We start from the raw sequence: 22303 nt of genomic DNA on the forward strand, positions 1-22303 counted from the left end.
TTCCCCCACCATGGGTATTTCCCGCACGCCCCACAAGGCGGGCAGACCGACCCGCAAGGCGAGAACGTCGGTGCTGTCCGGCGTCGCGGCGCTGGCCCTCGCGGCCGCCGGATTCGCCTCCACGGTCGCCCAGGCCCAGCCCGAGGCGACGAACCAGCCGAGCGCGTCGGCGGCGAACCCGTTCAGCCCCCAGTACCAGCACCCGTACCGGCACGGTGCCGTCCCGACCATCGCGCAGAACGCCAAGATGAAGGCCTGGGCGGACACCCACGCCGGTACCGCGGCGACCGGCCCGGAGACGCTGTCGTACGGCGGCGGCACCAACGGCGTCGGCGTCCTCGACGGCCACGCCAAGGTCTACCTGGTCTTCTACGGCAGCCAGTGGGGCAGCCAGGGCACCAACGGCAGCGGGGACGCGACCTTCTCCGGCGACCCGGACGGCGCGGCCCCCGTCACCCAGGAGATGTTCAAGGGCATCGGCACCGGCGGCGAGCTCTGGTCGGCCGACCTCACCCAGTGGTGCGACGGCCCCAACGTCGCCTCCGGCGCGGTCAGCTGCCCGTCCAACGCCAGCTTCGTCCCCTACCAGAGCGGCGGCGTCCTGTCCGGCGTCTGGTACGACAACTCGGGCGCCTCGCCGAGCGCCGCCAGCGGCAACCAGCTCGGCCAGGAGGCCGTGAAGGCGGCCGGTCACTTCGGCAACACCACGTCCGCGTCCAACCGCGACGCGTACTACGTGATCCTCTCGCCCACCGGCACCAACCCGGACAACTACCAGAACCAGTACTGCGCCTGGCACGACTACACGGGTGACACCACGCTCACCGGCGGCGCGGTCAACTCGCCCTACGGCGACCTCGCGTTCTCCAACCAGCCGTACAACATGGACTCCGGCGCCGGCTGCGGGGTCGGATTCGTCAACTCGCCCGGCACCCTCGACGGCTGGACGATGACACTCGGCCACGAGTGGCACGAGATGATGTCCGACCAGTTCCCGGCCGGCGGCTGGACCAACCACGTCTCCGGCAGCAGCTACAACGGGCAGGAGAACTCCGACGAGTGTGCCTGGCTCTCCCCCGGCACCACGGGCGGCGCGGCCATGGTCACCATGGGCACCGGCTCCTTCGCCGAGCAGGCCAGCTGGTCCAACGACACCAACTCCTGCGCCATCTCGCACCCGATCGTGGGCGGAGGCACCGGTCAGAACACGGTGACCGTGACCAACCCGGGCAGCCAGAGCGGCACCGTCGGCACGGCGGCGAGCCTGCAGATCCACGCCACCGACTCGGCCTCCGGCCAGGCACTCACCTACTCCGCCACCGGCCTGCCCGCCGGCCTGTCGATCAACTCCTCGACCGGCCTGATCTCCGGCACCCCGACCGCCGCCGGCACCTCCAGCGTGACGGTCACCGCGACCGACGGCACCAACGCCTCCGGCAGCGCCTCCTTCAGCTGGACCGAGAGCACCGGCGGTGGCGGCAACCCCATCACCAACGGCGGCTTCGAGACGGGCAACCTGTCCGGCTGGACCTCGGCCGGCTCCACGTCCGCCTCCACCTCCGCTGCGCACAGCGGCGGGTACGGCGCGATGGTCGGCTCGGCCAACCCGAGCGCCACCTCCTCGATCGCCCAGACGTTCACCGCCCCGGCCGGCTCCAGCAAGCTCTCCTTCTGGTACAGCAACACCTGCCCGGACACCGTGACCTACGACTGGGCCACCGCCACCCTGAAGGACAACACCACCGGCACCACCACCACGGTCCTCGCCAAGACCTGCGCCGCCACCTCCGCCTGGGTCAACAAGACCGCGTCCGTGACCCCGGGCCACAGCTACACCCTCACCCTGACGAACCGCGACGACAACTACCCGGGTGACCCGACCTTCACCTACTACGACGACGTGACCGTCTCCTGACGCCGGTCTGACCGTCACCATCACCGCCCTTGCCGGGGCAGGCCCCGAGGGCCCGCCCCGGCAAGGGTCTTGCGCGTCACCGCAACCGACCCGCCGGATCCCGCCGGCGGGCGCTGTCGTGCTCCAGCCGCGCGGAGAGCCCCACCCGGTGCGGCCCGAGGACGCCCGTCCGGAACGCGCCCGACCCCCCGGCCAGCAGCTCCGCGAAGCCGTCCTCCCCGCGGTCCGGCGCGTCCAGCACGACCGCCCGCACCCGACCTTCGTGACACCATCCCCACGCCCACCGTCTAGGCTCGGCAGGAATCGAACCGACGGACCGAGGGGAAGCACGTGGGCGGCTGGGAGCGCGCGCTGGACGCGGCGGGGATCGACGACCCCGGACTGCGCGGCGACTACGGCCGGCAGCGCGCACAGGTCACCGCCTACCGCCGCGAGGCCGCCCTCGCCGCCGGACTGCTGCTGCCGCCCCGGCTCGTGCCGCACGTGATCGCCGCCACCGCCTTCATGCACCGCACCGACACCCTCCTCGACAGCGGCCCTGTCGAAGGGCGGAGGCACGCCTACGCACGCTGGGAGCAGGAGGTCGTCGAAGGCCTCGCCACCGGCCTGACGGACAACCCCGAACTGCGCCCGCTGCTGGCCTCCGCCGCCGCGCGTCCCGTCCTGCGCGACCGCGTTCCCGGCCACCTCGCCGGAGCCCTCGCGGACCTCGACTTCACCGGGTTCGCGACCGAGTCCGACTACCAGGCCTACCTCGACGGCTACGCGCTGCCCGCGTTCATGGTGGTCGCCGCGCTGCTCGGCCCCGACGGCGACCAGAGCGCCTACGAGGCCGCCTGCCGCGTCTTCATCGACGCGAGCCAGCGCCTCGACTTCGTCAGCGACCTCGCCGAGGACCTCGCCGACGGCCGCCTGACGATCCCGGCCGAGACCCTCGACCGGCACGGCGTCACCCGCGCCGACCTCGACCAGGGCCGCGACACACCGGCCTTCCGCGCCCTGATCGCCGAGCAGCTCGACCAGGTCGACCGCACCCTCGCCGCCGCCCGCACGGTGATCGACCTGACCCCGCCGGCCCACCGTCCGATGGTCCGCTGCATGGTCGGTCTGGAGGCCCTCACCAGCGCCACCGCCCGCGCCGACGTCGCCGCTCTGCTCCGCCGCTCGGCCGGCCCGTCCAAGCTCGGCGCCCTGCGCCTCCTGGCCCGCGAGTACCTGCGGGCCCGCCGCGTGGCGCGCTGACGAAGGGGGCTCGACGCCCGGCCCCCGCACGAGCGGGCGGCGTTCCCGTGCCCGGTTGACGCGACGCCTTCAGCATCACGGCCGGACAGGCGCCATCGTGCGGGATGCCCCCGGACGGTGACACCGCGCCGGGCCGTCGCCCGGGAGGCCAGGTCCGCACCGCGCCGCCCGTCACCCGTGCGGCGCCGTCGGCCGTCAGAGGTGCTTGAAGTCCTCGATGGCCGTCCGGACCACCTGGTTCAGCTCGTCGCTGCCGGCGTGCCCGGAGTCCTCGATGATGTGGAGGCGGGCGTCCGGCCACGCCTTGGCCAGTTCCCACGCCGTGTCCGGCGGCCCGCCCATGTCGTGCCGCCCGTGGACCAGGACGCCCGGGATGCCGGCGAGCTTGTGGGCGTCGCGCAGCAGTTGGTCGGGTTCCAGCCAGGCGCCGTTGCCGAAGAAGTGGGCGCAGATGCGGACGAACGCGATCCGGTCGTCGACCTCGCGGTTGCTGTACATGCCGGGGCTGTTGTTGGGCTCGCCCGAGATGACGGCGTCCTCCCAGGCGAGCCAGTCCGCGGCGGCCTTCTCCCGGACGGCCCGGTCGGGGTTCTCCATGAGGCGGGAGTAGGCGGCGAGCAGGTTGCGCCAGTCGTCGCCGAGGGCGGCGCGCTCGTCCTCGGGGACGCCGTCGCGGAAGCGGTCCCAGGCCTCGGGCTGGAAGCGCCGGGCGCCGTGGTAGAGCCATTCGGTCTCGGCGGGCCGGGTCGTCGTGATGGCCGCGACGACGATCTGGGTGACGCGTTCGGGGTGTTGCTGCGCGTAGGCGAGGAGGAGGGTCGAGCCCCAGGAGGCGCCGTTGAGCAACCAGCGGTCGATGCCGAGGTGTTCGCGCAGGCGTTCCATGTCGTCGATCAGGTGCTGCGTGGTGTTGAGGCTCATGTCGGCGGCCGGGTCGCTGGCGTGCGGGGTGCTGCGGCCGCAGTTGCGCTGGTCGAAGCGGATGAGGCGGTAGCACTCCGGGTCCCAGGAACGCGCGGGCCTGCGCATCGCGCCCGCTCCGGGCCCGCCGTGGACGTTGAGGGCGGGCTTGCCCTCGGGGTTGCCGAGCTGTTCGTAGTAGACGCGGTTGCCGTCCCCGGTGTCGAGGAATCCGGTGTCGTAGGGCTCGGTCGGAGGATAGAGATCAACCATGACCGTCGAGCCTACGGCCGACGGCGGCCGAACTCATCCGATTTGTTTCCGACTTGACGGTGACTCAGGAGCGATCCAGCAGGTCGTCCAGCTCGGCGGCGAAGAGCAGCGCGGGATCGAAGCCCATCCCGGTGAAGTGCCCGGCGAGCTCCAGGGAGAGGACGCCGTGCAGTCGGGTCCAGAAGGACAGCGCCCGGTGCAGCACCCCGGGCGGGGCCGGGTGCCCGCCGTCCCAGGCGCGGTGGTCGGCGAGGTGGGCGTCGAACGCCGTGGTGGGCCCCTCCGGTGCGAAGGCCGTCCAGGCGTCGAGGAGGACCGCCATGATCTCGCCCGAGACGGCGGTGGTGTCGTCCGGCGCGTGGTAGCCGGGCACGGGGGTGCCGTAGAGGAGGAAGTACCGGTGCGGATCCTCCAGCGCCCACGCGCGCAGCACGTGCGCCAGCCCCGGCAGGTCGGCACCCTCCGCGGCAGCCGCCCCGAGGGTGTCGGCGAGGCCGCGGTAGGCGTCCCGGACGAGCTCGGTGATGAGGTCGTCCCGGCTGGCGAAGTACCGGTAGAGCGCCGGCCCGCTCACGCCCATCCGCTTGGCGATCGCGTTGAGCGAGAGCGCCGAGGCCCCGGCCGTGGCGATCTGCTCCCAGGCGTGCTGCTTGACCTCCGCCCGCACCTGCGCCCGGTACCGCTCCCGCGGGGTGTCCGCACCGGTCGTCGCCATGGCCGCCCCGCTCCCGTCGCTACACGCTGAAGGTTTCGCTAGAAGCTATCACGCCCACTGGGCGCTCGGCACCGTCTGGGGGCTGCAGACCGACGTCGAGGACTGGCCCTCCTGGCAAGCCGCCGTCAGTTCGGCGGAGCGGCTCGACGGCGGGGCGCTGCGGCGGGGATCGGCCTTCCACTGGACGACGCCGATTCCGCCGAACCCCGCGACCACCGCCGCCGGCCTGGACATCACCTCGACCGTCCGGCAGATCCGGCCCGGCGCCTGCATCCGCTGGACCGGACCCGCCGTCGCCGACGGGCTGCGGATCGACGGGGTGCACGTGTGGAACTTCGCGAAGGTCGACGGCGGGGTCCTGGTGAGCACGGAGGAGACCCACACCGGCGCCCAGGTCGACGCGAACGTGCCCGCCGCGACGGCCATCCTCCGGGCCGGGCTCGATGCCTGGCTGCACGACCTCAAGGCGGCGGCCGAGGCGCAGGACCACTGAGCGCCCCCGGTCCGGGCGGCGAACTGCGTCCGCCCGGACCGGGGTTGCGCTAGATTGGACCCGAAGGTCCACTTCTGTTCGGGGGCGCAGACATGCCGGGCGAGCTGACGCCGAAGGGGCGCGCCACGCGGGCCCGCATCGTCGAGGGTGCGGCGGAGGTCCTGCGGGACAGGGGCGTCGCCCTCACGACGCTGGATGACATCCGCCTGCACACGGGCACCAGCAAGAGCCAGCTCTTCCACTACTTCCCCGCCGGGAAGGACGCCCTGCTCCTCGCCGTCGCCCAGTACGAGGCCGACCGGGTCCTGGACGACCAGATGCCCGAACTCGGCTGCCTGGACTCGTGGGAGGCGTGGCACCGCTGGCGGGACGTCGTCGTGGAGCGGTACGAGGCGCAGGGCGACCACTGCCCGCTGAGCACCCTGTTCCTGCAGATCGGCCGCCAGGAGCCGGGCGCACGGGCGCTGGTGGTCGAACTGCTGCGGAAGTGGCAGGAGCGACTCGCCGTCGGCATCCGGGCGCTGCAGGGGAACGGGCTGCTGCCGACGTCGCTCGACGTGGACCGGGCCGCCGCCGCGATGCTCGCGGCCGTGCAGGGCGGGGTGTCGATCATGCTGTCCACCGGGAGTTCCGCGCACCTGCGGGCCGCGCTCGACTGGGGGATCGTGCAGCTCCGGGCCGCCGGGCAGTTCGCCGCCTGAGCCGGAAGGGTTCAGGGCAGGAGCAGCAACTTGCCCGTGGTGCGGCGGGATTCGAGGTCCTCGTGCGCCTTAGCCGCGTCCGCGAGCGCGTAGCGGCCGCCGGTCCGCGGCACGATGCCGCCCGTGGCGACGAGGTCGAAGACCTCGCCCGTGCGCCGGACCAGGGTGCCGCGGTCGGGCACGTGGTCGAGGACGTTCGGGTACGTCAGCAGGATGCTGTTGGGCAGGTCCATGGGGGTGAGCGACGGGATTCCCATGAACGGGCCGTAGTAGGCGTGCACCCCGTGGCGGCGCAGCGACAGCTGCGAGGAGCGGAAGGTCGGGGCGCCGCCGCCGTCGTACACCACGTCGGCCCCGACGCCGCCGGTGAGTTCGCGGACCCGGTGTTCGAAGCCGCCGCCGCTGGAGACGAGGACGTGGTCGGCTCCGGCGTCCTCGGCCGCGGCGACCTTCTCCTGCCGGGAGACCAGCCCGACGACGCTTCCGCCGCGCGCCTTGATCATCTGTGTGAGAAGCCGGCCGACCCCGCCGGCGGCGGCGTGCACGACGGCGACGTCGCCGGGCCGGATCGGGTGGGACTCCGTGGTGAAGTGGTTCGCGGTCAGCCCCTGCATCATCACGGACGCCGCCGTCTCGTCGGAGATGCCGTCGGGGATCCTGACCAGGGCGTCCGCGGGGATCGCGAGCAGCTCGGCGTAGCTGCCCTTGTGGTAGTACCAGGCGACGCGGTCGCCCACCGACAGGTCGCGGACGCCGTCGCCGAGTCCGACGACCCGGCCCGCGCCCTCGGCGCCGAGGGCCGTCGGGAGCGGCCAGCCGGGGACCGGGGTGGTCCGGACGCCGACGTCCATGAAGTTGACGCCCGCCGCGGTGAGCCGCACGAGGGCCTCACCGGGACCGGGGGTCGGGTCCGGGAGCTCGGTCCACTGCATGACCTCGGGGCCGCCGTGGGTGTCGATGACGATCGCGTGCATGAAAGGCCTTCCCTCACTAGTGGGTTGAGGACCGGCGACGGTGGAGCACCGGTCATCGACGAACCTAGGGAGGGAAAAATGGACCGGCAAGTCCAAAGAGACCCGACCGGGCCGCCGCGGGCGTCACACCCAGAGGTGTTCCCCCAGGACGGAGCCCTCCTGGGCGCCGGGCAGGACGTAGGCGACGGCGGAGGCCGTGTGGTCCAGGAACGGGTTGAGGGCGTCGCGCGCGGCGAGGCGCGTCTGGACGCGGGTGAACTGGGCGGGGTCGCGCATGAAGGCGCAGAAGAGCAGGCCGCGGTCGGTGGGGCCGTCGTCGTAGCTGTAGCCGCGGCGCAGCATGCGGGCGCCGCCGTCGAGCCGGGGGCTGGAGAGGCGGACGTGGGCGGTGGCGGGGATGACGTAGGAGCCGTCGGGGTTCTTGGCGTAGATGTCCGGGTCCTCGTGCTCGGTGGTACCGGTGAGCGGGGCGCCGTCGGTCGCGCGGCGGCCCATCGCCCGGTCGCGGCGGTCCCCGGGCAGGGCGGCGAAGGCGGCGGTGTCCATCCGGATGCGGCGGTAGACGAGGACGGTGCCGTTCTCGTGCGGGCCGGGCGGGCCCCAGACCCACTGGCGGGCGGCCTCGTCGTCGGGGTTGGCCGTGCCGTCCTTGAAGCCGAAGAGGTTGCGCGGGGTGACGCCGGAGGATGTGGGCGGCAGGAAGCCGGACTGCGCCCAGCGGGGCGTGGCGCCCGCCGCGTGCGCGGCCGTGCTGACGAGCTCGGCGGTGACGGCCAGGGTCCAGCGGTCGTCGGCGCACAGTTGCAGCAGCAGGTCGCCGCCGCTTCGCGCCGGGTCCAGGTGGTCGCCGGGGAAGGGCGGCAACTCCCCGAGCGCGGGCGGGACGTCGAGGCCCAGCCGGGAGGCGATCGCGGGGCCCACACCCACCAGTGACGTGAGACGGCTCCCGGTGCCGCGGTCCAGGCGCGGGTCGGGCGGCGGGTCGGAGGCGGCCTCGGAGAGGACGCGGGTGAGCTCGGCGAGGAGGGAGCGCAGGGCCTCCCGGTCGGCGGCCTGGGCGTTCCGGGGCAGGTCGAAGGCGAGGAGTTGCGTGGCCCCCTGTTGAGGGAACGTCAATCCTGCTTGCCGGACGCCGTGGAAGGGCGTCGGGGCGGGCGGGCGTGCCACCGGATGGCCCGGCTCGGCCTCGCCGCCCGCCAGTTGACCGGCCGCCGCTCCGACACCCGCCGCGAGCACCGCACCGGCCGCGAACAGCGCCCTGCGCCGGCCGAACCCGGGGGTGGCATCGCGGTCCGGTTGCTGCGCGTTTTCCGGTTCGGTGGGCATGCGCGCTATTGGAGACGATAGAACACTGACTATGCAACTCCTCTCCTCCGGACGTGTGTTCGCCGCATTGCTGACAGCCGTCGCGCTGGCGGCCACCGGGTGTTCCTCCACGGGTTCCGGCTCCGGCTCCGGCGATGCCGAGCACCGGCCCGGGAACGTGCTGCGGGTTCCGCAGGACTTCCCGACCGTCCAGAAGGCCGTGGACGTCGCCCGCGACGGCGAGACCGTCCTCGTCTCCCCCGGTGTCTACCGCGAGAGCGTCCGCGTCACCAAGGCGCGCCTGACCCTCCGGGGCACCGACCGCAACGGCGTCGTCCTCGACGGCGGCCTCAAGCTGGTCAACGGCGTCACCGTGACCGGGCCCGGCTCGGTGGTCGAGAACCTCACCGTCCACGGCTACCTCGCCAACGGCGTGTTGTTCACGGGCGTCACCGACGAGAAGCTGCAGCAGCGCGGCGCCGGCGGCTCCGCGTACGACCCCCTGGACACCGCCCGCTTCCCGGTCGTCCAGGGGTTCCGCGCGAGCCGGGTGACGGCGTACGACAACGGGCTGTACGGGATCTACGCGTTCGACGCGCGCGGCGGCGTGATCGAGGACTCGTACGCCTCCGGGCAGGCCGATTCGGGCATCTACGTCGGCCAGTGCAAGCCGTGCGACACGCTGGTGCGCGGCAACACGGTGGAGCGCAACGCCGTCGGCATCGAGCTGACCAACGCCTCGGACGGCCTGTCGGTGCTCGGCAACCGCGTCGTCGGCAACCGGGTCGGCGTCACCGTCAACTCCAACGACCTGGAGGCGCTCGCCCCGCAGCACGGCGCGGTGATCGCCGGGAACGTCGTCGCCGACAACAACGCCTCCGACACCCCCGAACAGGCGGACGGGGGCTTCGGCATCGGCATCGGGATCGGCGGCGGGACGGCCAACCTGGTGCAACGCAACCTCGTCCGGGGCAACCGCGCCGCGGGCGTGATCGTCACCGACCCGGCCGGGCACCCGGCGAGCGGCAACCGCGTCGAGGGCAACCGCACCGACGGCAACGGCGTCGACCTCGTCCTGGCCTCGGCCGACCCGGGCAACTGCTTCGGCGGCAACCAGCCTGCCGTCCAGAGCCCGGACGGGCTGGAGGGCCTGGCGGCGTGCGGTGCCCAGGGGCACGGCCCCGTGCCGGGCGGGCGGGCGGCCCCGGTCCAGGCGCCGCCCGGCGTACCGTTCAGCCAGGTCGCCGCGCCGCCCGCGCAGCCGTCGCTGCCGGATCCGTCCGCGCCGGGCCGCCCTGCCACCGACCTGCCGGGGGCGGTCGACGCGGACGCGTACCGGCTGCCGACCGACGTCACCGCCCTGCCGCAGCGGCCGAGCTGAGGCTGCCGGCCGCCGCGCCGTCACGCCGTCGCCGTCCAGGTGACGGGCAGCCCGTGCACGCCGTAGATCTGCATGTTCGTCCTGAGCTGCACCTCCCCGGCGGGTACGGCGAGTCGGAGGTCCGGAAAGCGGCGCAGCAGCCCGGCGAACCCGGCGCGCATCTCGATGCGGGCCAGCATCTGGCCGAGGCACGCGTGGACGCCGTGGCCGAAGGACAGCTGGCCGCGGGCCTCGCGGTGGATGTCCAGGGCGTCGGGGTCGGCGAAGCGCCGGGGGTCGCGGTTGGCGGCGAGCAGGGAGACCAGGACGGTCGAGCCCCCGGGGATCGTCTCGCCGCCGAGTTCGAGGTCCTCGGTGGCGTAGCGGTAGAGGACGTCGACGACGGACAGGTACCGCATGAGCTCCTCGACGGCGCCGGGCAGCAGGCCGGGGTCCGCGCGCAGTTCGGCGAGCTGCTCGGGGTGTTCCAGGAGCGCGAAGGTGCCGATCCCCAGCATGTTGGCGGTGGTCTCGTGGCCGGCGAGCAGCAACAGAAAGGCGATGCCGGTGAGTTCGTCGATGCCGAGGTCCTCGTCACGGGCCAGGTCGGAGAGGATGTCGTCGCCCGGCTCGGCGCGCTTGCCGGTGACCAGCTCGGCGAGGAAGGCGCTCATCGCGCCGTACGCGGCCATCTTCTCGCCGAACGGCAGTTCCCGGTCCATGAACCGGGCCGTGTTGACCTGGAAGCTCTCCCGGTCCGCGTAGGGGACGCCGAGCAGTTCGCAGATGACGAGCGACGGCACCGGCAGTGCGAACTCCTTGACCAGGTCGACCGGCGGGGTCAGCCGGGCCAGTCGGTCCAGCTGCCGCTCGACGATCTCGGTGATGTGCTCCTCCAGCAGCTTCATGCGCCGGACGGTGAAGGCGCCGGTGAGCTTGCGCCGCAGGCGGGTGTGGTCCGGCGGGTCCATGGCGATGAACATGCCCGGTACCTGCGGGGACGGCTCGGTGATCTCGGGCATGCCGGGGACCTCGTGCGGCACGTGCAGGATGCCGAGGTCCTGGCGGGAGCTGAACCGGTTGTCGGCCATGAGGCTGCGGACCTCGTCGTAGCCGGTGACGATCCAGCCCTCGTGGCCGTCGGGGAAGAGCATCGGGCTGACCGGACGGGCGTCGCGCAGCCGGGTGATGGCGCTGGGCGGGGCGAAGGGGCCGGCGTCGCGGTCGGTGGGCAGGCCGTGCGGGACGGGGACCTGGTCGCTCATGGGTCGTCCTCTCGTGGTGGTCGATGCGACCACCTTCCCCGGCACGCCTGACACCGCGCTGACACGGCTCTGACACGGGCCCGCGGGCCGCGGGCATGGGGGTCCGCGGAGCGGCGCCGAGGCGTGCGTCAGCCGGTGAGCCACGGCGCTTCGGGGACCTTCGCCCCGCCGTCGCGCCCCGTGAACTCGACGGCGGTGGGCGTGCCCAGCCCCGCCAGCTGCATCGTCACGCGGCGCAGCGTGCCGTCACCGTCGACCCAGTACGTGAGGGGCGAGCGGCCGCCGTCGGGGGCGGCGCCCTGGGCGCGGGGGCCCGCGAAGCGGTCGTAGCCGCGGCCGTCGATGCGGTCCCGGCCGAGCCAGCGGGCGCCGGACTGGGCGAGCAGGAGCGGGTTGTCGGGCCGGTCCGCGCCGAGCTGGACCGTCAGCTGGAGGCCGGAGTCCAGCGGGTCGGCCGTGTAGGTGCGCGGCGACCAGCCGGAGCGGGGGACGTGCTCGGCCTGCTCCCAGGGCGTGCCGTCGACTCCGGCGGGTTCGGGGGCGAGGCCGAGGCCGCCGGTGTCCCAGACGATGAGGCCGTGGTCGGGCTGCGTGCCGGGCCCGGTGGTCGTGTAGCGGCCGGCTCCTCGGCGGGTCCGGTAGTCGACGACGCCCTCGACGCGGATCTCCACTCCCCCGCCCTCGGCCGCGGTGAGGGCCACGGTCACGGGGCTGGCCTGGTAGAGGTTCAGCCGCGAGAGGGCCAGCCTTGACGCCTCGTCCGTGGTGACCGGCCGCTCGGCCGTCTCGTCGGAGACGGTCCGGTGGATGACGAGGCCGCCGACGGCCAGGGCACACACGACGACGACGACGAGTGTTCCGAGCCGGACGAGGCGTGGTTTGCGGGACATGCGACCGCCTTCTCTCCTTGGTGGGTCACGACCGGAGTCACGACCGTCGGGCGGGTCTCCCGGAGGTGTCCGGGAGACCCGCCCGATCGGGCCCTTCCGGTCCGTCAGCGCCTGGACCCGCGCCTGCGGGTCAGCACGAGCAGCGCGGCGCCGAGGGCGGTGAGCACCACCGCGCCGGCCAGGGCCAGCGGGATCGCCCGGCTCGCACCGGTGCCGGGCAGCGTGCCGGGCACCGGTCGGGGTGCGGCCGGCGGCAGCGGGTAGTCCGGGTTACCGGGGCTACCGGGGTTACCGGGCACGGCCGGGCCGGTCTGCCCCGGCGGCGAGGACGGCGACGGCGTACCGGTCGGCACCGGAGACGGCGTCGGTGTGGGCGTGGGTGTGGGCGTGGGCGTGGGCGTGGGTGTGGGCGTCGGGATGAGCCGGTTGACCATCGTCACCGAGACTCCGGCGTCGAGGTTGTCCGCGGTCAGCACGAGCGGTGCGGACACCGACGGGTCCGGCGCGGAGTAGCCGTCCGGCGGGCTCACCTCCTGCCAGTAGTACGTCCCGGGTGTGCCGCTGCCCTGGCACACGCCGTCCGCCCCGGTCGTGCAGGGCTCACCGACGGGCGTGTCCGGCTCGCCCCCCGTGGTCTGGAGGCCGTCGGTGCCGTTGGTCTCCTTCCAGAGGCGGAACGTGGCCCCGGCCAGCGGTCTGCCGTCCTGGTCGTTCTTGACGACCCGCAGGACGCCCTCCTGCTGCCGGTAGCCGAAGTCGTACGTGTGGTCGTTCTCGCCCGGTCCGCCGGTGGTCAGCGCCCGTTCGGGGAACTTCGCCCCGGCCGGGACGACGCCCTTGGAGTCGATGAAGTGGTTGTCCCCGACGTCGGCCGCGGTGGGCACCCACTGGTAGAGGGGGCCGCCCTTGGCGTAGTCCGCCGGGTTGTCGATCCGGATCGTGTACTTCGTCCGGGGTTTGAGGCCGCCGGTGACGTTGGAGTCGTCGAAGTAGTACTCGCCCCGCTTCGTCGTCCTCGTGGTGCCGACGACCTTGCCCGACTCGTCGTAGAGGTTGACGGTGGCGCCCGGCACCGGGCGCTGACCCGGGTTCTGGATGCCCTTGCGCTCGGGGTCGTACCAGACCCGGTTGCCGATCTGCAGCGGCGCCCGGTCGCAGAGGACCTCCAGGTCGCCCATGGAGGCGCCCTTGCCGAACGGCGCGTTGTCCTGGGCCGGGTTGAGCCGGAAGCCGAACTTCGGGTCCTGCTTGCCGTCCGCCCGCTGGAGGAACGACGTGCCGTACCCGAGGGCGGTGTGGTTGGGGTCGAAGGCGGAGACCGCGATCGTGTCCTCGACCTTGGAGAGCGCCATGCCGGCGAACGCCGTGTTGTGGTGGCCCACCCCGGCCCAGGCGGTGTCGAAGAACCGGTTGCCCCGGGGCGCGAGGCCGCAGCCGCCGTTGGTGTCCATCACGTAGGTGCCGTGCACCGGGCAGGCCTTGTTCAGGTCGCCACCGGACATGACGCGGGCGGGTGCGTCCTTCCGGGGGGCGCCCGGCGCGCGGTCGCCGAAGCGGTCGCGGAAGGCCAGCAGCATCGACCCGTCGGTCTCGAAGCCGATCTCGCCCAGTTCCGGCTCGGGGTTGGCCATGGTGCCGAGACCGCAAGGACGGCCGTCCTGCGCCGTCGGGTAGGTGCTCGTCCACGGGAACCAGCCCGCGCCGTCGCAGGGGCCCGAGCCCACGGTGGACTTGCGCGGGTAGTCCAGCGGCTGGTCCAGCACCGGCTTGCCGAACACCCCGGTGCCGGGGTCGAACGGCAGGACCACCGCGCGCACGTCGGTGAGCTTGCCGGTGGACTCGCCGGAGCACACCCCGCCGAGGTAGCCGGTGCCGTCCTGGAGTCCGAGGCCGAAGGGACGCCAGTCCCCCGCCGCCGGGCAGCCCGGGTCGGGGACGGGGTAGGCGGCCGACGGCGCCCCGGCACTCGGGACGGTCGCGTCGTAGCGGTACAGCCTGCGGTCGTTGAGGTTGACGACGAACAGGTCCTTGCCGTCGTCGGTGATCTTGATGCCGCCGAGGCTCTCCTTGCCGGGCGCGTCGACGAAGGCGTCGTCCGTGCCGCCGCCGTGGACGCTCGTGCCCGCGTCCGGGACGGTGGTGAACAGCGTCGTCCTCTTCTGCGCGAGGTCGGTGACGTAGATCGCGCCCGCGCCGCCCGGGCCGTACTCGGTGGTGCGCTTGGCGACCGCCGAGGAGAACACCCGCCGGTCGGCCCTGTTCCACGCGATGCCGAACAGCGTGCCGGTCTCGGCGTTGGTGGCGATGGTCGTGGCGTTCACGCCGTCGCCGTCCTGGCCGCGCGCGCTGTACGGGAAGGAGACCAGCGTGCGCTGGGCGCCGCCCTCGCGGGGCATGGGCTGGCAGGTCGTCACCAGCGGTGCGTTCTTCTGGCAGTAGTCACCGGGGTTCCACAGCCCGGTCGTGTAGGACACGTTCCTGCCGCCGGAGAGGTCGACGAACTCCTCGTTGCTGCTCAGCCGGCCGGGCGCGCCGTCCAGCCCCTGACGGGAGGCGAAGGCCGGGAACAGCACGCCCGGCTTCGGATTCACCACCTGCACGCGGTACCTGCCGCCGGTCGCCTTGCTCGTGGCCGGCGCGAGCGTCACCAGGCCGTTGGCCGCGGTGGTGCCCTCGACGCCGACGCCCGTGTCGTCCGTCAACGTCACCTTCACGCCCGCGATGCCCGGCTCCAGCGCGGACTTGTACACGCCACTCGTGTCCACGGCCCGGACCACCCGGACCGTCACGGACCCGTCACCCGTCTGCGGGAACGCGGCCGGGGCCGCCAGCAGCGAGCAGCCGCCCACCCCCACGGCGAGCGCCGCGACGCTGCCCGCCGTGCGGCGTGCGGTTCTGCGCGCGCGGCCCCGGCCCGGTCCGCGCGCGGTGCCGTTGGGCTCTTCGTCTGTCGTCGTCATCCCCTGCTCTCATCGTCCAGAAGGGCCTTGCGGTCCTCGCCCGTTGGAGAGTTCACGGGGTGGCGGGAAACCGCCATCCTTAACGGGAGCTTAAAGCGACTTGACGCAATCAGGATGAAGAACAGGAACTTTGACGGCACATCAGACAAAGACCGAAGCCCCCGTCGAACGCTTCCTCGATTAGACACATATCCCCCAGCACTTGTTCACACGCGCCGAATGACGACTCCAAGCACTTCTTTGGGATCGCCAAAGCATCCCCAATACGCGACAAAACGGGCAGAGTTGACCGAGTGTCAGATGTTTGCAAAGTGGCTGGTGCGACCGCTGGGAAGATCTTGACACCCCTCCGTCACGACGGTTTCACTGACAGCGCTCCTCTGCCGGAGCCACATCTTCCCGGCCGCACCGGCGGCCGGACGCCCGCACAGAGATCACCCCGCACCGAGATCACGTCCCACCGAGATCCCGCACGTTTGCGCTCGATACCACCAGGAATGGGAGAAGCCAGATGGGGAGCGGACAGAACACCGACGGTGGCTGTTGTCCCACCGAGTCGCCCGAAGCCAATGAACCATTCCCGCTGACCGAGATCCAGTACGCGTACTGGGTCGGGCGCGGGCCCAATTTCGTCCTCGGCAACGTCGCGCCCCACGCGTACTTCGAGCTGGAGGGCCGCCGGCTCGACCCGGACCTGTTGAACCGCACCTGGCGCCGCCTGCTGGAACGCCACGGCATGCTGCGGGCGGTCGTCCACGAGGGCGGCGAGCAGCAGATCCTCGCCGAGGCCCCGCCGTTCGAGATCGCCTTCGAGGACCTGTCCCAGGTACCGGCCGACGAGGCCGGGGCCCGTCTCGCCGAGGTCCGCCTGGACCTGTCGGAGCGCGTCTACGACCCCTCCGTGTGGCCGCTGTTCGACATCCGGCTGACCCGCCTGCCCGAGCACGACCGGCTGCACGTGAGCCTCGACCTGCTCATGGTCGACCTGGCCAGCATCGCCGGGCTGTTCAGCGAGTGGAGCGCGCTCTGCCGCGACGAGCAGGCCGAACTCCCGCCGGTCGACGTCTCCTTCCGCGACTACGTCCTCGCGCTGGAGAACGGCACCCAGTCGCCCCGGCACAAGCGCTCGATGGAGTACTGGGTCTCCCGCGCCGAGGAGCTCGCCCCGCCGCCGGAGCTGCCGCTGGCCAAGCCTCCGGCGCGCATCCCCAAGCCGCGCTTCACACACCGCGAGTACCACCTCCCGCCCGCCCTGTGGCAGCGCTTCCAGGAACGCTCGGAGGAGGCGGGCCTGACCCCGACCGCCGTGCTGGCGACGGTCTTCGCCGAGACGCTGCGGATGTGGAGCGGCACGCCGAAGTTCGCGCTGAACCTCACGCTGTTCAACCGCCTGCCGCTGCTCCTCGCCGAGAACGCGAAGGGCCACCGCACCGTCCACCCCCACCTGCAGAACCTGATCGGCGACTTCACCTCGATCTGCCTCCTGGAGATGGACACCACCGGCGACCTCCCCTTCGAGGACCGCGTCGCCCGCACCCAGACCCAGCTCCAGCAGGACCTGCGCCACCGCTACGTCAGCGCCCTGCACGCGCTGCGCGAACGCCGCCGGCGCGGCCTGCAGACCAACTTCGAGACCATGCCGGTCGTCTTCACCAGCGGCCTCGGCACCGTCGCCGACGTCTCCGGGCCGATGGCCTACTTCGGCGACATCACCTACCGGCTGAGCCAGACGCCGCAGGTGTGGCTGGACCACCAGGTGGTCGACTTCACCGGCTCGCTGGACCTCACCTGGGACGCCGTCGAGGAGCTCTTCCCCGAGGGCCTCCTGGACGACATGTTCGCCACCTACACGGCGGCCGTCCGCGCGCTCGCCGAGGACGACGCGGTCTGGACGGCCGGCCCCGCCCTCGCCCTGCCCCCCGGCCAGGCCGCCGAGCGCGAGGGCGCGAACGACACCGCCGGCGAGCTGCCCGGGGGCCTCCTGCACCAGGGCCTGCTGAAGGGCGCCGCCGAGCACCCGGAGCGGCCCGCCGTGATCCACGGCTCCGGGACGGTCACCTACGGCCGCCTCGCCGAGCAGGCCGCGTCCGTCGCCGAACGGGTCCGGCGCACCGCCGACGGCACCGAGCTGCGCGACCGCCTGGTCGGCATCACCCTGCCCAAGGGCCCGGACCAGGTCGCCGCCGCCCACGGCGTGCTGCTCGCCTCGGCCGCCTACCTGCCCGTCGGCCCCGCGCTGCCACCCGCCCGTCGGTCGGCGCTGCTGACCGACGGCGAGGCGCTCGCCGTCGTGACGGACTCCGCGCACCTGGACGCGCCGGACTGGCCCGAGGGTCTGCCGAGGCTGGACGTCGAGGGCGCCGCCGACCCGGCCGTCCCGGCGGACGCCGCCCGGCCCGAGGACCTCGCCTACGTCCTCTACACCTCCGGCTCGACCGGGCGCCCCAAGGGCGTCATGATCGAGCACCGGGCCGCGCTCAACACCGTCGCCGACATCAACGAGCGCTTCGGCGTCGGCCCGGGGGACCGCGTGTTCGGCCTCGCCGACCTCGGCTTCGACCTCTCGGTCTACGACCTCTTCGGCACCTTCCTCGCCGGCGGCGCCCTCGTGCTGCCCGACGAGGACAAGCGCCGCGAGCCGAGCCACTGGGCCGAGCTGATGGCCCGGCACGGCGTCACCGTGTGGAACTCCGTCCCGGCCCAGATGCAGATGCTCGTCGACCACGTCGAGCTCACCGGCGAGGTCCCCGAGGGCCTGCGCCTGGTCCTGCTCAGCGGCGACTGGATCCCGCTGGACCTGCCCGAGCGCATCCTCGCGCTGTGGCCCGAGGCCCGCGTGATCAGCCTCGGCGGTGCCACCGAGGCGTCCATCTGGTCCAACTGGCACCCGGCCGACGAGGTCCCCGAGGGCTGCCCGAGCGTCCCGTACGGCAGGCCGCTGCGCAACCAGGCCTTCCACGTGCTCGACGAGCGCATGGAGCCGTGCCCGGTGTGGGTGCCCGGCGAGCTGTACATCGCCGGCGCCGGCCTCGCCCGCGGCTACTTCCGCGACCCCGAGCGCACCGCGGCCGGCTTCGTCCACCACCCGCGCACCGGCGAACGGCTCTACCGCACCGGCGACTTCGGCCGCTACCTGCCGGACGGGGTGCTCCAGTTCCTCGGCCGCCGGGACGGCCAGGTCAAGATCGGCGGCCACCGCATCGAGTGCGGCGAGGTCGAGGCCGTCCTCCAGCGCCACCCCGGCGTGGAGAACGCCGTCGTCGTCAAGTCCGCCGACGACCCGACCAACGCGCGCCTGCTCGGCTACGTCGTACCGGACCGCGCCGACGGCTCCCTGCTGGTCACCGAGACGGCGGACGCCACCGAGACCGACCGCCGCCGAGCGGCCCTCGCCTCGGCCGCGACCTTCGCCGCCCCCGGCCCCGACGCCGCCACCCTGCTCGGCGCCTGGTCCGCGCTCGACGACCTGCACGCCGCGGCCGCAGCCGTCGCGTTCCGCACCCTCGGCCTGCCCCACCTGCCCGGCGAGCGCTTCGACCCGTCCGCCGCCACCGCGGCCGGCGTGGCCCCCCGCTACGAACGCTGGCTGGCCCGCGCCACCGACGCCCTCGTGCGCCACGGCGACCTGCGCACGACCGAGGACGGCCTCGAAGTGGCCGTCGAGTTCCCGCCGTCCGTCCCCGGCGCCGTCGCCGAGGCCGCCCGCACCGCGCTCGGCGGCACCCTGGACGTGCCCGCGGACCTCATCGACTGGATGCTCTCGCTGGCCGGCAACGTCGCCGCCATCCTCACCCAGTCCCTGCACTCGGCCGAGCTCTACGCCTCGGACCGCACGCCCGAGGTGTACGCCCGCCTGTTCGGCCCCGCCTACGCCGTCGCCACCGAGGCGGTGGCCCGGCTCGTCGCCGACTGGCCGGCGGACCGTCCGCTGCGCGTCGTCGAGGTCGGCGGCGGCTACGGCACGCTCACGCAGCACCTGCTGCCGCTACTGCCCGCCGACCGCACCGACTACCTGTTCACCGACATCTCGACCTACTTCACCGACCGCGCCCAGGAGAACTTCGGGGAGCACGAGTTCGTCCGCTACGGGCTGTTCAACCTCGACCAGGAGCCCGAACTCCAGGGCCACGACGGCCTGTCGGCCGACCTCGTGATCGCCGCCAGCGTCCTGCACGACACCCGGGACATCGCCACCAGCCTCGGCACCCTGCGCTCCGTCCTCGCCCCCGGCGGCCTGCTGCTGATGGTCGAACAGACCGCCATGCACCCGTGGTTCGACCTCACCATGGGTCTCCAGCAGGGCTTCGACGGCTGGACGGACACCGAGTTCCGCACCTGGGGCCACCCGCTGCTCGACTGCCCCCAGTGGGCCGGGCTGCTCACCGAGTGCGGGTACGGCGACACGGCGGTGCTCACCCGCGACGGCGACGGACCGGCCGCGGTCGGCTTCGACGTCCTGGCCGCCGAAGGCCCCGCGGAGCAGCGGCGCTTCGACCGCGACGCGCTACTGGCGCACGCGGCCGCGCACCTGCCCAAGCACATGGTCCCGGCGCGGCTCAGCCCGCTGGAGCGGATGCCGCTCAGCGCCACCGGCAAGATCGACCGCTCGGTCCTCGCCAAGGCCGGCGCCCGGGGCGTGCAGCGCGGACGGCCGGTGCGTCCGCCGGTCACCGACCGGCAGGCGAAGCTCGTCGAGATCTACCGCTCGATCCTCGGCGTGAACCAGATCGACCTCGCCGACGACTTCCTGGAGGCGGGCGGCGACTCGCTGCTCGCGGCCCGGATCGCCGTCTCCCTGCAGCGCACCTTCGGCATCGAGGTGCCGGTCGCCGTCGTCCTGCAGAACTCGACGGTGGCCGACGTGGACGCGTGGTTCGAACCGCAGCTCGGCCCGGCGAACCCGCTCGACGTGCCGGCGACCGCTTCCACCGCATCCGACGCACCCCAGGAGGACGTGTGACACGCGACAGGCTCGTCGAGTGGCTCGCCGACTACATCGCGGAACTGCTGGACATCGCGGTCGAGGAGGTCGGCACCGACCTCCCGCTGACGGCGCTCGGCGTCGACTCGGCCACCACCCTGGTGCTGGCGGCCGACCTCGGGACGAAGCTGCGCCGGCGGGTGCGGCCCAAGGAGATCCTGGAGCACCCGACGATCGAGGGCCTGGCCGAGTACCTGGCGTCGGCCGGCACCGAGGCGGACGTCGTCGCCGCCGGAACGGCCGAGGTGAAGTGACGTGACCGGCATGGCGGAACCGCACACCCCCCAGTGGACCATCAGGGCACCGGGCCCGTCCGGGCCGCGCACCCTGTACTGCTTCCCGCACGGAGGCGGTTCCGCCGCCGAGTACGTCCGGTGGGGCCGGCAGCTGGAAGGCCTGAACGTCCTGGCCGTCCAGCTGCCCGGCCGGGGCTCCCGGCTCGACGAGCAACCGTGCGCGTCGATGGCCGACCTCGTCGACCAGCTCGCGAAGGAGCTGCCGCTCAGCACCCCCTTCGTGTTCTTCGGGCACAGCTTCGGCGCCCTCGTGTGCTACGAACTCACCCACCGGCTCATCGAGTTGGGCCGTCCACTGCCGGAGCGGCTGATCCTCTCCGGCTACCCGGCACCCGAACTCGCCCGGCACGAGCAGGGGTTCCACCTCCTGCCCGACACGGAGCTGCTCAGCGCCGTGAACGAGCGGCACGGCGGCATCCCCGAAGAGCTCCTGGCCGACCCCGAGCTGGCGCGGCTCTCGGCGGCCGGGCTGCGGGCGGACTACCGGATCCTGGAGACCTACCGGTGGCACGAGCGGCCGCCGCTGCCCGTACCGTTCACGGTGCTCGGCGGCGACCGCGACCTCATCTCCAGGGAGCAGCTCACCGCCTGGGATCGGCACACCGACGCCGGGCCGGTCCCGGTCCGGCTCTTCCCCGGGGGCCACTTCTACTTCCGCGAACGGCAGCACGCGGCCGTCCTGCGGAACGTCCGGGCGGCGGCATGCTGACGTTCGCCGTCGCCGCGCTCGTCCTCATCATGATCCCCGGCCCCGACCAGGCACTGATCACCCGCAACGCCCTGGTCGGCGGCCGGGGCGCCGGCCTGTACACCACGCTCGGCGGCATGCTGGGGCTCAGCGTGCACGTGTCGGCCGCGTCGCTGGGGGTGTCGTCGCTCCTGATCGCGTCCGCCGTGGCGTTCACCGTGCTGAAGACCGTCGGGACGCTGTACCTGGTGTGGATGGGCATCGGCACGCTGCGCGCCGCCCGGAAGTCGGCACGGGCGACGGCCGACGCGGCGGCACCGGACGCGGCCGGGAGCACGTGGCTGACGTACGTGCGGCAGGGCTTCCTGTCGAACGCGCTCAACCCGAAGGTGGCGCTGTTCTTCGTCACCTTCCTGCCGCAGTTCCTCCCCACGACCGGTCACACGCTGGGCCGGGCGCTCGTGCTCTCGGCGGAGTTCGTGGTGCTGTACCTGCTGTGGTTCGGCCTCTACACCGTCACCGTCGACCGCTTCGGCGCCTTCCTGCGCCGCCCGAAGGTCCGCAGCCGCATCGAGCAGGTCACGGGCGTGCTGCTGATCGGCTTCGGCGTGCGGCTGGCACTGATGCAGTGACACCGCTGCGGGGGCGTCCCGACCGGACGCCCCCGCACAGGGTCCTCCGACCGTGGCCGGGGCCCGGTTCCGCCCGGCCCGGCCATCCGACATCATGTCGGGTTCCGACATCGTTTCGGGTGGAGAACGGGAGAACGGTGCAGCTGAAGGATCCCAGGACCCGGGCGGGACGGTGGGCCGTCGCGCCGCTCGTCGCGCTGGCGGGGCTCGTCATGATGCTGGCCGGCGCGGCGATGGCCACCGTGTGCGTGCTCACCATCGAGTACCCGCTCCGGCTCGCCGGGGAGCCCGGCCTGCTGGCCGTCTCGGGCTGCATCACCGAGGGCAGCGGCAAACAGGCCCACACCACCTGCTTCGGCACGTTCACCCCCGACTCGGGCGCCGCCGCCGTGCCGACGTCCTACGACGGGTCCCTGCCGGCCCACGCCCGCGTCCCCGTCCAGTACGTCCCCTCCGAGGACACCACCTACCGCGTGGGCGTGGCCCACACCGCGGTCCGCGTCCTCGGTACCTGCTTCGGCCTGTTCACCGTCATCGGCGGCGGCCTCGGCATCGGCCATGCCGTCCGGATCGTCGCGCCCCGCCGCACGGCCGGCCGGCGCAGGGCGTTGCCCGAGCGCTTCGCCGGGTGGGGCGTGGTGGTTCTGCTCGCTCTGACGGCCGCCTCGGGCGTGACCAGCCTGGTGGCGTACGTCTTCACGGACTGAGCCGCT

The 22303-nt window shown here is 73.1% G+C and carries 18 protein-coding genes; 10 read left to right on the forward strand and 8 right to left on the reverse strand.

Features of this window, described 5'->3' with window-relative positions:
* Positions 1 to 10 precede the first annotated feature (10 nt).
* Positions 11 to 1915 carry an Ig domain-containing protein gene (locus tag AB0C76_RS20295; RefSeq protein WP_359966981.1) on the forward strand — a complete coding sequence of 635 codons (1905 nt, stop codon included), beginning with the start codon at positions 11 to 13 and terminating at the stop codon, positions 1913 to 1915.
* 76 nt (positions 1916 to 1991) lie between these two features.
* Here the strand turns inward: AB0C76_RS20295 and AB0C76_RS20300 are convergent, their stop codons facing one another.
* Entirely contained in the window at positions 1992 to 2168 is a 177-nt protein-coding gene (locus tag AB0C76_RS20300; protein WP_359966983.1) for a hypothetical protein, read from the reverse strand.
* A 77-nt stretch (positions 2169 to 2245) separates the two neighbouring features.
* Between AB0C76_RS20300 and AB0C76_RS20305 the strand changes: the two genes are divergently transcribed.
* Positions 2246 to 3157 (forward strand): squalene/phytoene synthase family protein, encoded by a 912-nt coding sequence (locus tag AB0C76_RS20305; protein WP_359966985.1) that lies wholly within the window; start codon positions 2246 to 2248, stop codon positions 3155 to 3157.
* Between the two features lie 195 nt (positions 3158 to 3352).
* On the opposite strand, the gene pip is transcribed toward AB0C76_RS20305, so the two are convergent.
* Positions 3353 to 4330, reverse strand: a complete 978-nt coding sequence (gene pip / locus AB0C76_RS20310; RefSeq protein WP_359966988.1) for a prolyl aminopeptidase — start codon at positions 4328 to 4330, stop codon at positions 3353 to 3355.
* A 64-nt stretch (positions 4331 to 4394) separates the two neighbouring features.
* Positions 4395 to 5045 carry a TetR/AcrR family transcriptional regulator gene (locus AB0C76_RS20315; RefSeq protein WP_359966991.1) on the reverse strand — a complete coding sequence of 217 codons (651 nt, stop codon included), beginning with the start codon at positions 5043 to 5045 and terminating at the stop codon, positions 4395 to 4397.
* Here AB0C76_RS20315 and AB0C76_RS20320 point away from each other — a divergent pair.
* Together AB0C76_RS20320 and AB0C76_RS20325 are read left to right on the forward strand one after the other, a co-directional pair.
* A complete protein-coding gene (locus AB0C76_RS20320) occupies positions 5044 to 5538 on the forward strand; it encodes an SRPBCC family protein (RefSeq protein ID WP_359966993.1) in 495 nt (164 codons plus the stop codon). The two genes, AB0C76_RS20315 and AB0C76_RS20320, sit on opposite strands and share 2 nt — an antisense overlap.
* A 92-nt stretch (positions 5539 to 5630) precedes the next feature.
* Positions 5631 to 6239: a helix-turn-helix domain-containing protein gene (locus AB0C76_RS20325; RefSeq protein WP_359966996.1), complete on the forward strand. Its 609-nt coding sequence runs from the start codon at positions 5631 to 5633 to the stop codon at positions 6237 to 6239.
* 11 nt (positions 6240 to 6250) lie between these two features.
* On the opposite strand, the gene AB0C76_RS20330 is transcribed toward AB0C76_RS20325, so the two are convergent.
* Complete coding sequence (locus AB0C76_RS20330) at positions 6251 to 7213, reverse strand: quinone oxidoreductase (RefSeq protein WP_359966999.1); 963 nt, start codon at positions 7211 to 7213, stop codon at positions 6251 to 6253.
* Between the two features lie 123 nt (positions 7214 to 7336).
* Complete coding sequence (locus AB0C76_RS20335) at positions 7337 to 8539, reverse strand: Dyp-type peroxidase (RefSeq protein WP_359967002.1); 1203 nt, start codon at positions 8537 to 8539, stop codon at positions 7337 to 7339.
* Between the two features lie 31 nt (positions 8540 to 8570).
* On the opposite strand from AB0C76_RS20335, the gene AB0C76_RS20340 reads away from it, so the two are divergent.
* Complete coding sequence (locus AB0C76_RS20340) at positions 8571 to 9899, forward strand: right-handed parallel beta-helix repeat-containing protein (RefSeq protein WP_359967005.1); 1329 nt, start codon at positions 8571 to 8573, stop codon at positions 9897 to 9899.
* A gap of 20 nt (positions 9900 to 9919) precedes the next feature.
* On the opposite strand, the gene AB0C76_RS20345 is transcribed toward AB0C76_RS20340, so the two are convergent.
* The 3 genes from AB0C76_RS20345 to AB0C76_RS20355 form a co-directional block, all read right to left on the reverse strand.
* Positions 9920 to 11143, reverse strand: coding sequence for a cytochrome P450 (locus AB0C76_RS20345; RefSeq protein WP_359967008.1), 1224 nt, complete (start codon positions 11141 to 11143; stop codon positions 9920 to 9922).
* 128 nt (positions 11144 to 11271) lie between these two features.
* Entirely contained in the window at positions 11272 to 12033 is a 762-nt protein-coding gene (locus tag AB0C76_RS20350) for a hypothetical protein (RefSeq protein WP_359967011.1), read from the reverse strand.
* 104 nt (positions 12034 to 12137) lie between these two features.
* Complete coding sequence (locus tag AB0C76_RS20355) at positions 12138 to 14993, reverse strand: SdrD B-like domain-containing protein (RefSeq protein ID WP_359967014.1); 2856 nt, start codon at positions 14991 to 14993, stop codon at positions 12138 to 12140.
* Between the two features lie 511 nt (positions 14994 to 15504).
* Between AB0C76_RS20355 and AB0C76_RS20360 the strand changes: the two genes are divergently transcribed.
* The 5 genes from AB0C76_RS20360 to AB0C76_RS20380 all read left to right on the forward strand — a co-directional run bounded on the left by AB0C76_RS20360 (position 15505) and on the right by AB0C76_RS20380 (position 22297).
* Positions 15505 to 19953 carry an amino acid adenylation domain-containing protein gene (locus tag AB0C76_RS20360; RefSeq protein ID WP_359967017.1) on the forward strand — a complete coding sequence of 1483 codons (4449 nt, stop codon included), beginning with the start codon at positions 15505 to 15507 and terminating at the stop codon, positions 19951 to 19953.
* Positions 19950 to 20228 (forward strand): acyl carrier protein, encoded by a 279-nt coding sequence (locus AB0C76_RS20365; protein WP_359967019.1) that lies wholly within the window; start codon positions 19950 to 19952, stop codon positions 20226 to 20228. Before AB0C76_RS20360 ends, AB0C76_RS20365 begins: the two co-directional genes overlap by 4 nt.
* Positions 20229 to 20238: 10 nt before the next feature.
* Positions 20239 to 20979, forward strand: a complete 741-nt coding sequence (locus AB0C76_RS20370; RefSeq protein WP_359967188.1) for an alpha/beta fold hydrolase — start codon at positions 20239 to 20241, stop codon at positions 20977 to 20979.
* Positions 20973 to 21590 carry a LysE family translocator gene (locus AB0C76_RS20375; RefSeq protein WP_359967022.1) on the forward strand — a complete coding sequence of 206 codons (618 nt, stop codon included), beginning with the start codon at positions 20973 to 20975 and terminating at the stop codon, positions 21588 to 21590. Before AB0C76_RS20370 ends, AB0C76_RS20375 begins: the two co-directional genes overlap by 7 nt.
* A gap of 137 nt (positions 21591 to 21727) precedes the next feature.
* A complete protein-coding gene (locus tag AB0C76_RS20380) occupies positions 21728 to 22297 on the forward strand; it encodes a hypothetical protein (RefSeq protein WP_359967025.1) in 570 nt (189 codons plus the stop codon).
* Positions 22298 to 22303 lie beyond the last annotated feature (6 nt).

The organism is Kitasatospora sp. NPDC048722 (assembly GCF_040650235.1).
Lineage (GTDB): Bacteria > Actinomycetota > Actinomycetes > Streptomycetales > Streptomycetaceae > Kitasatospora.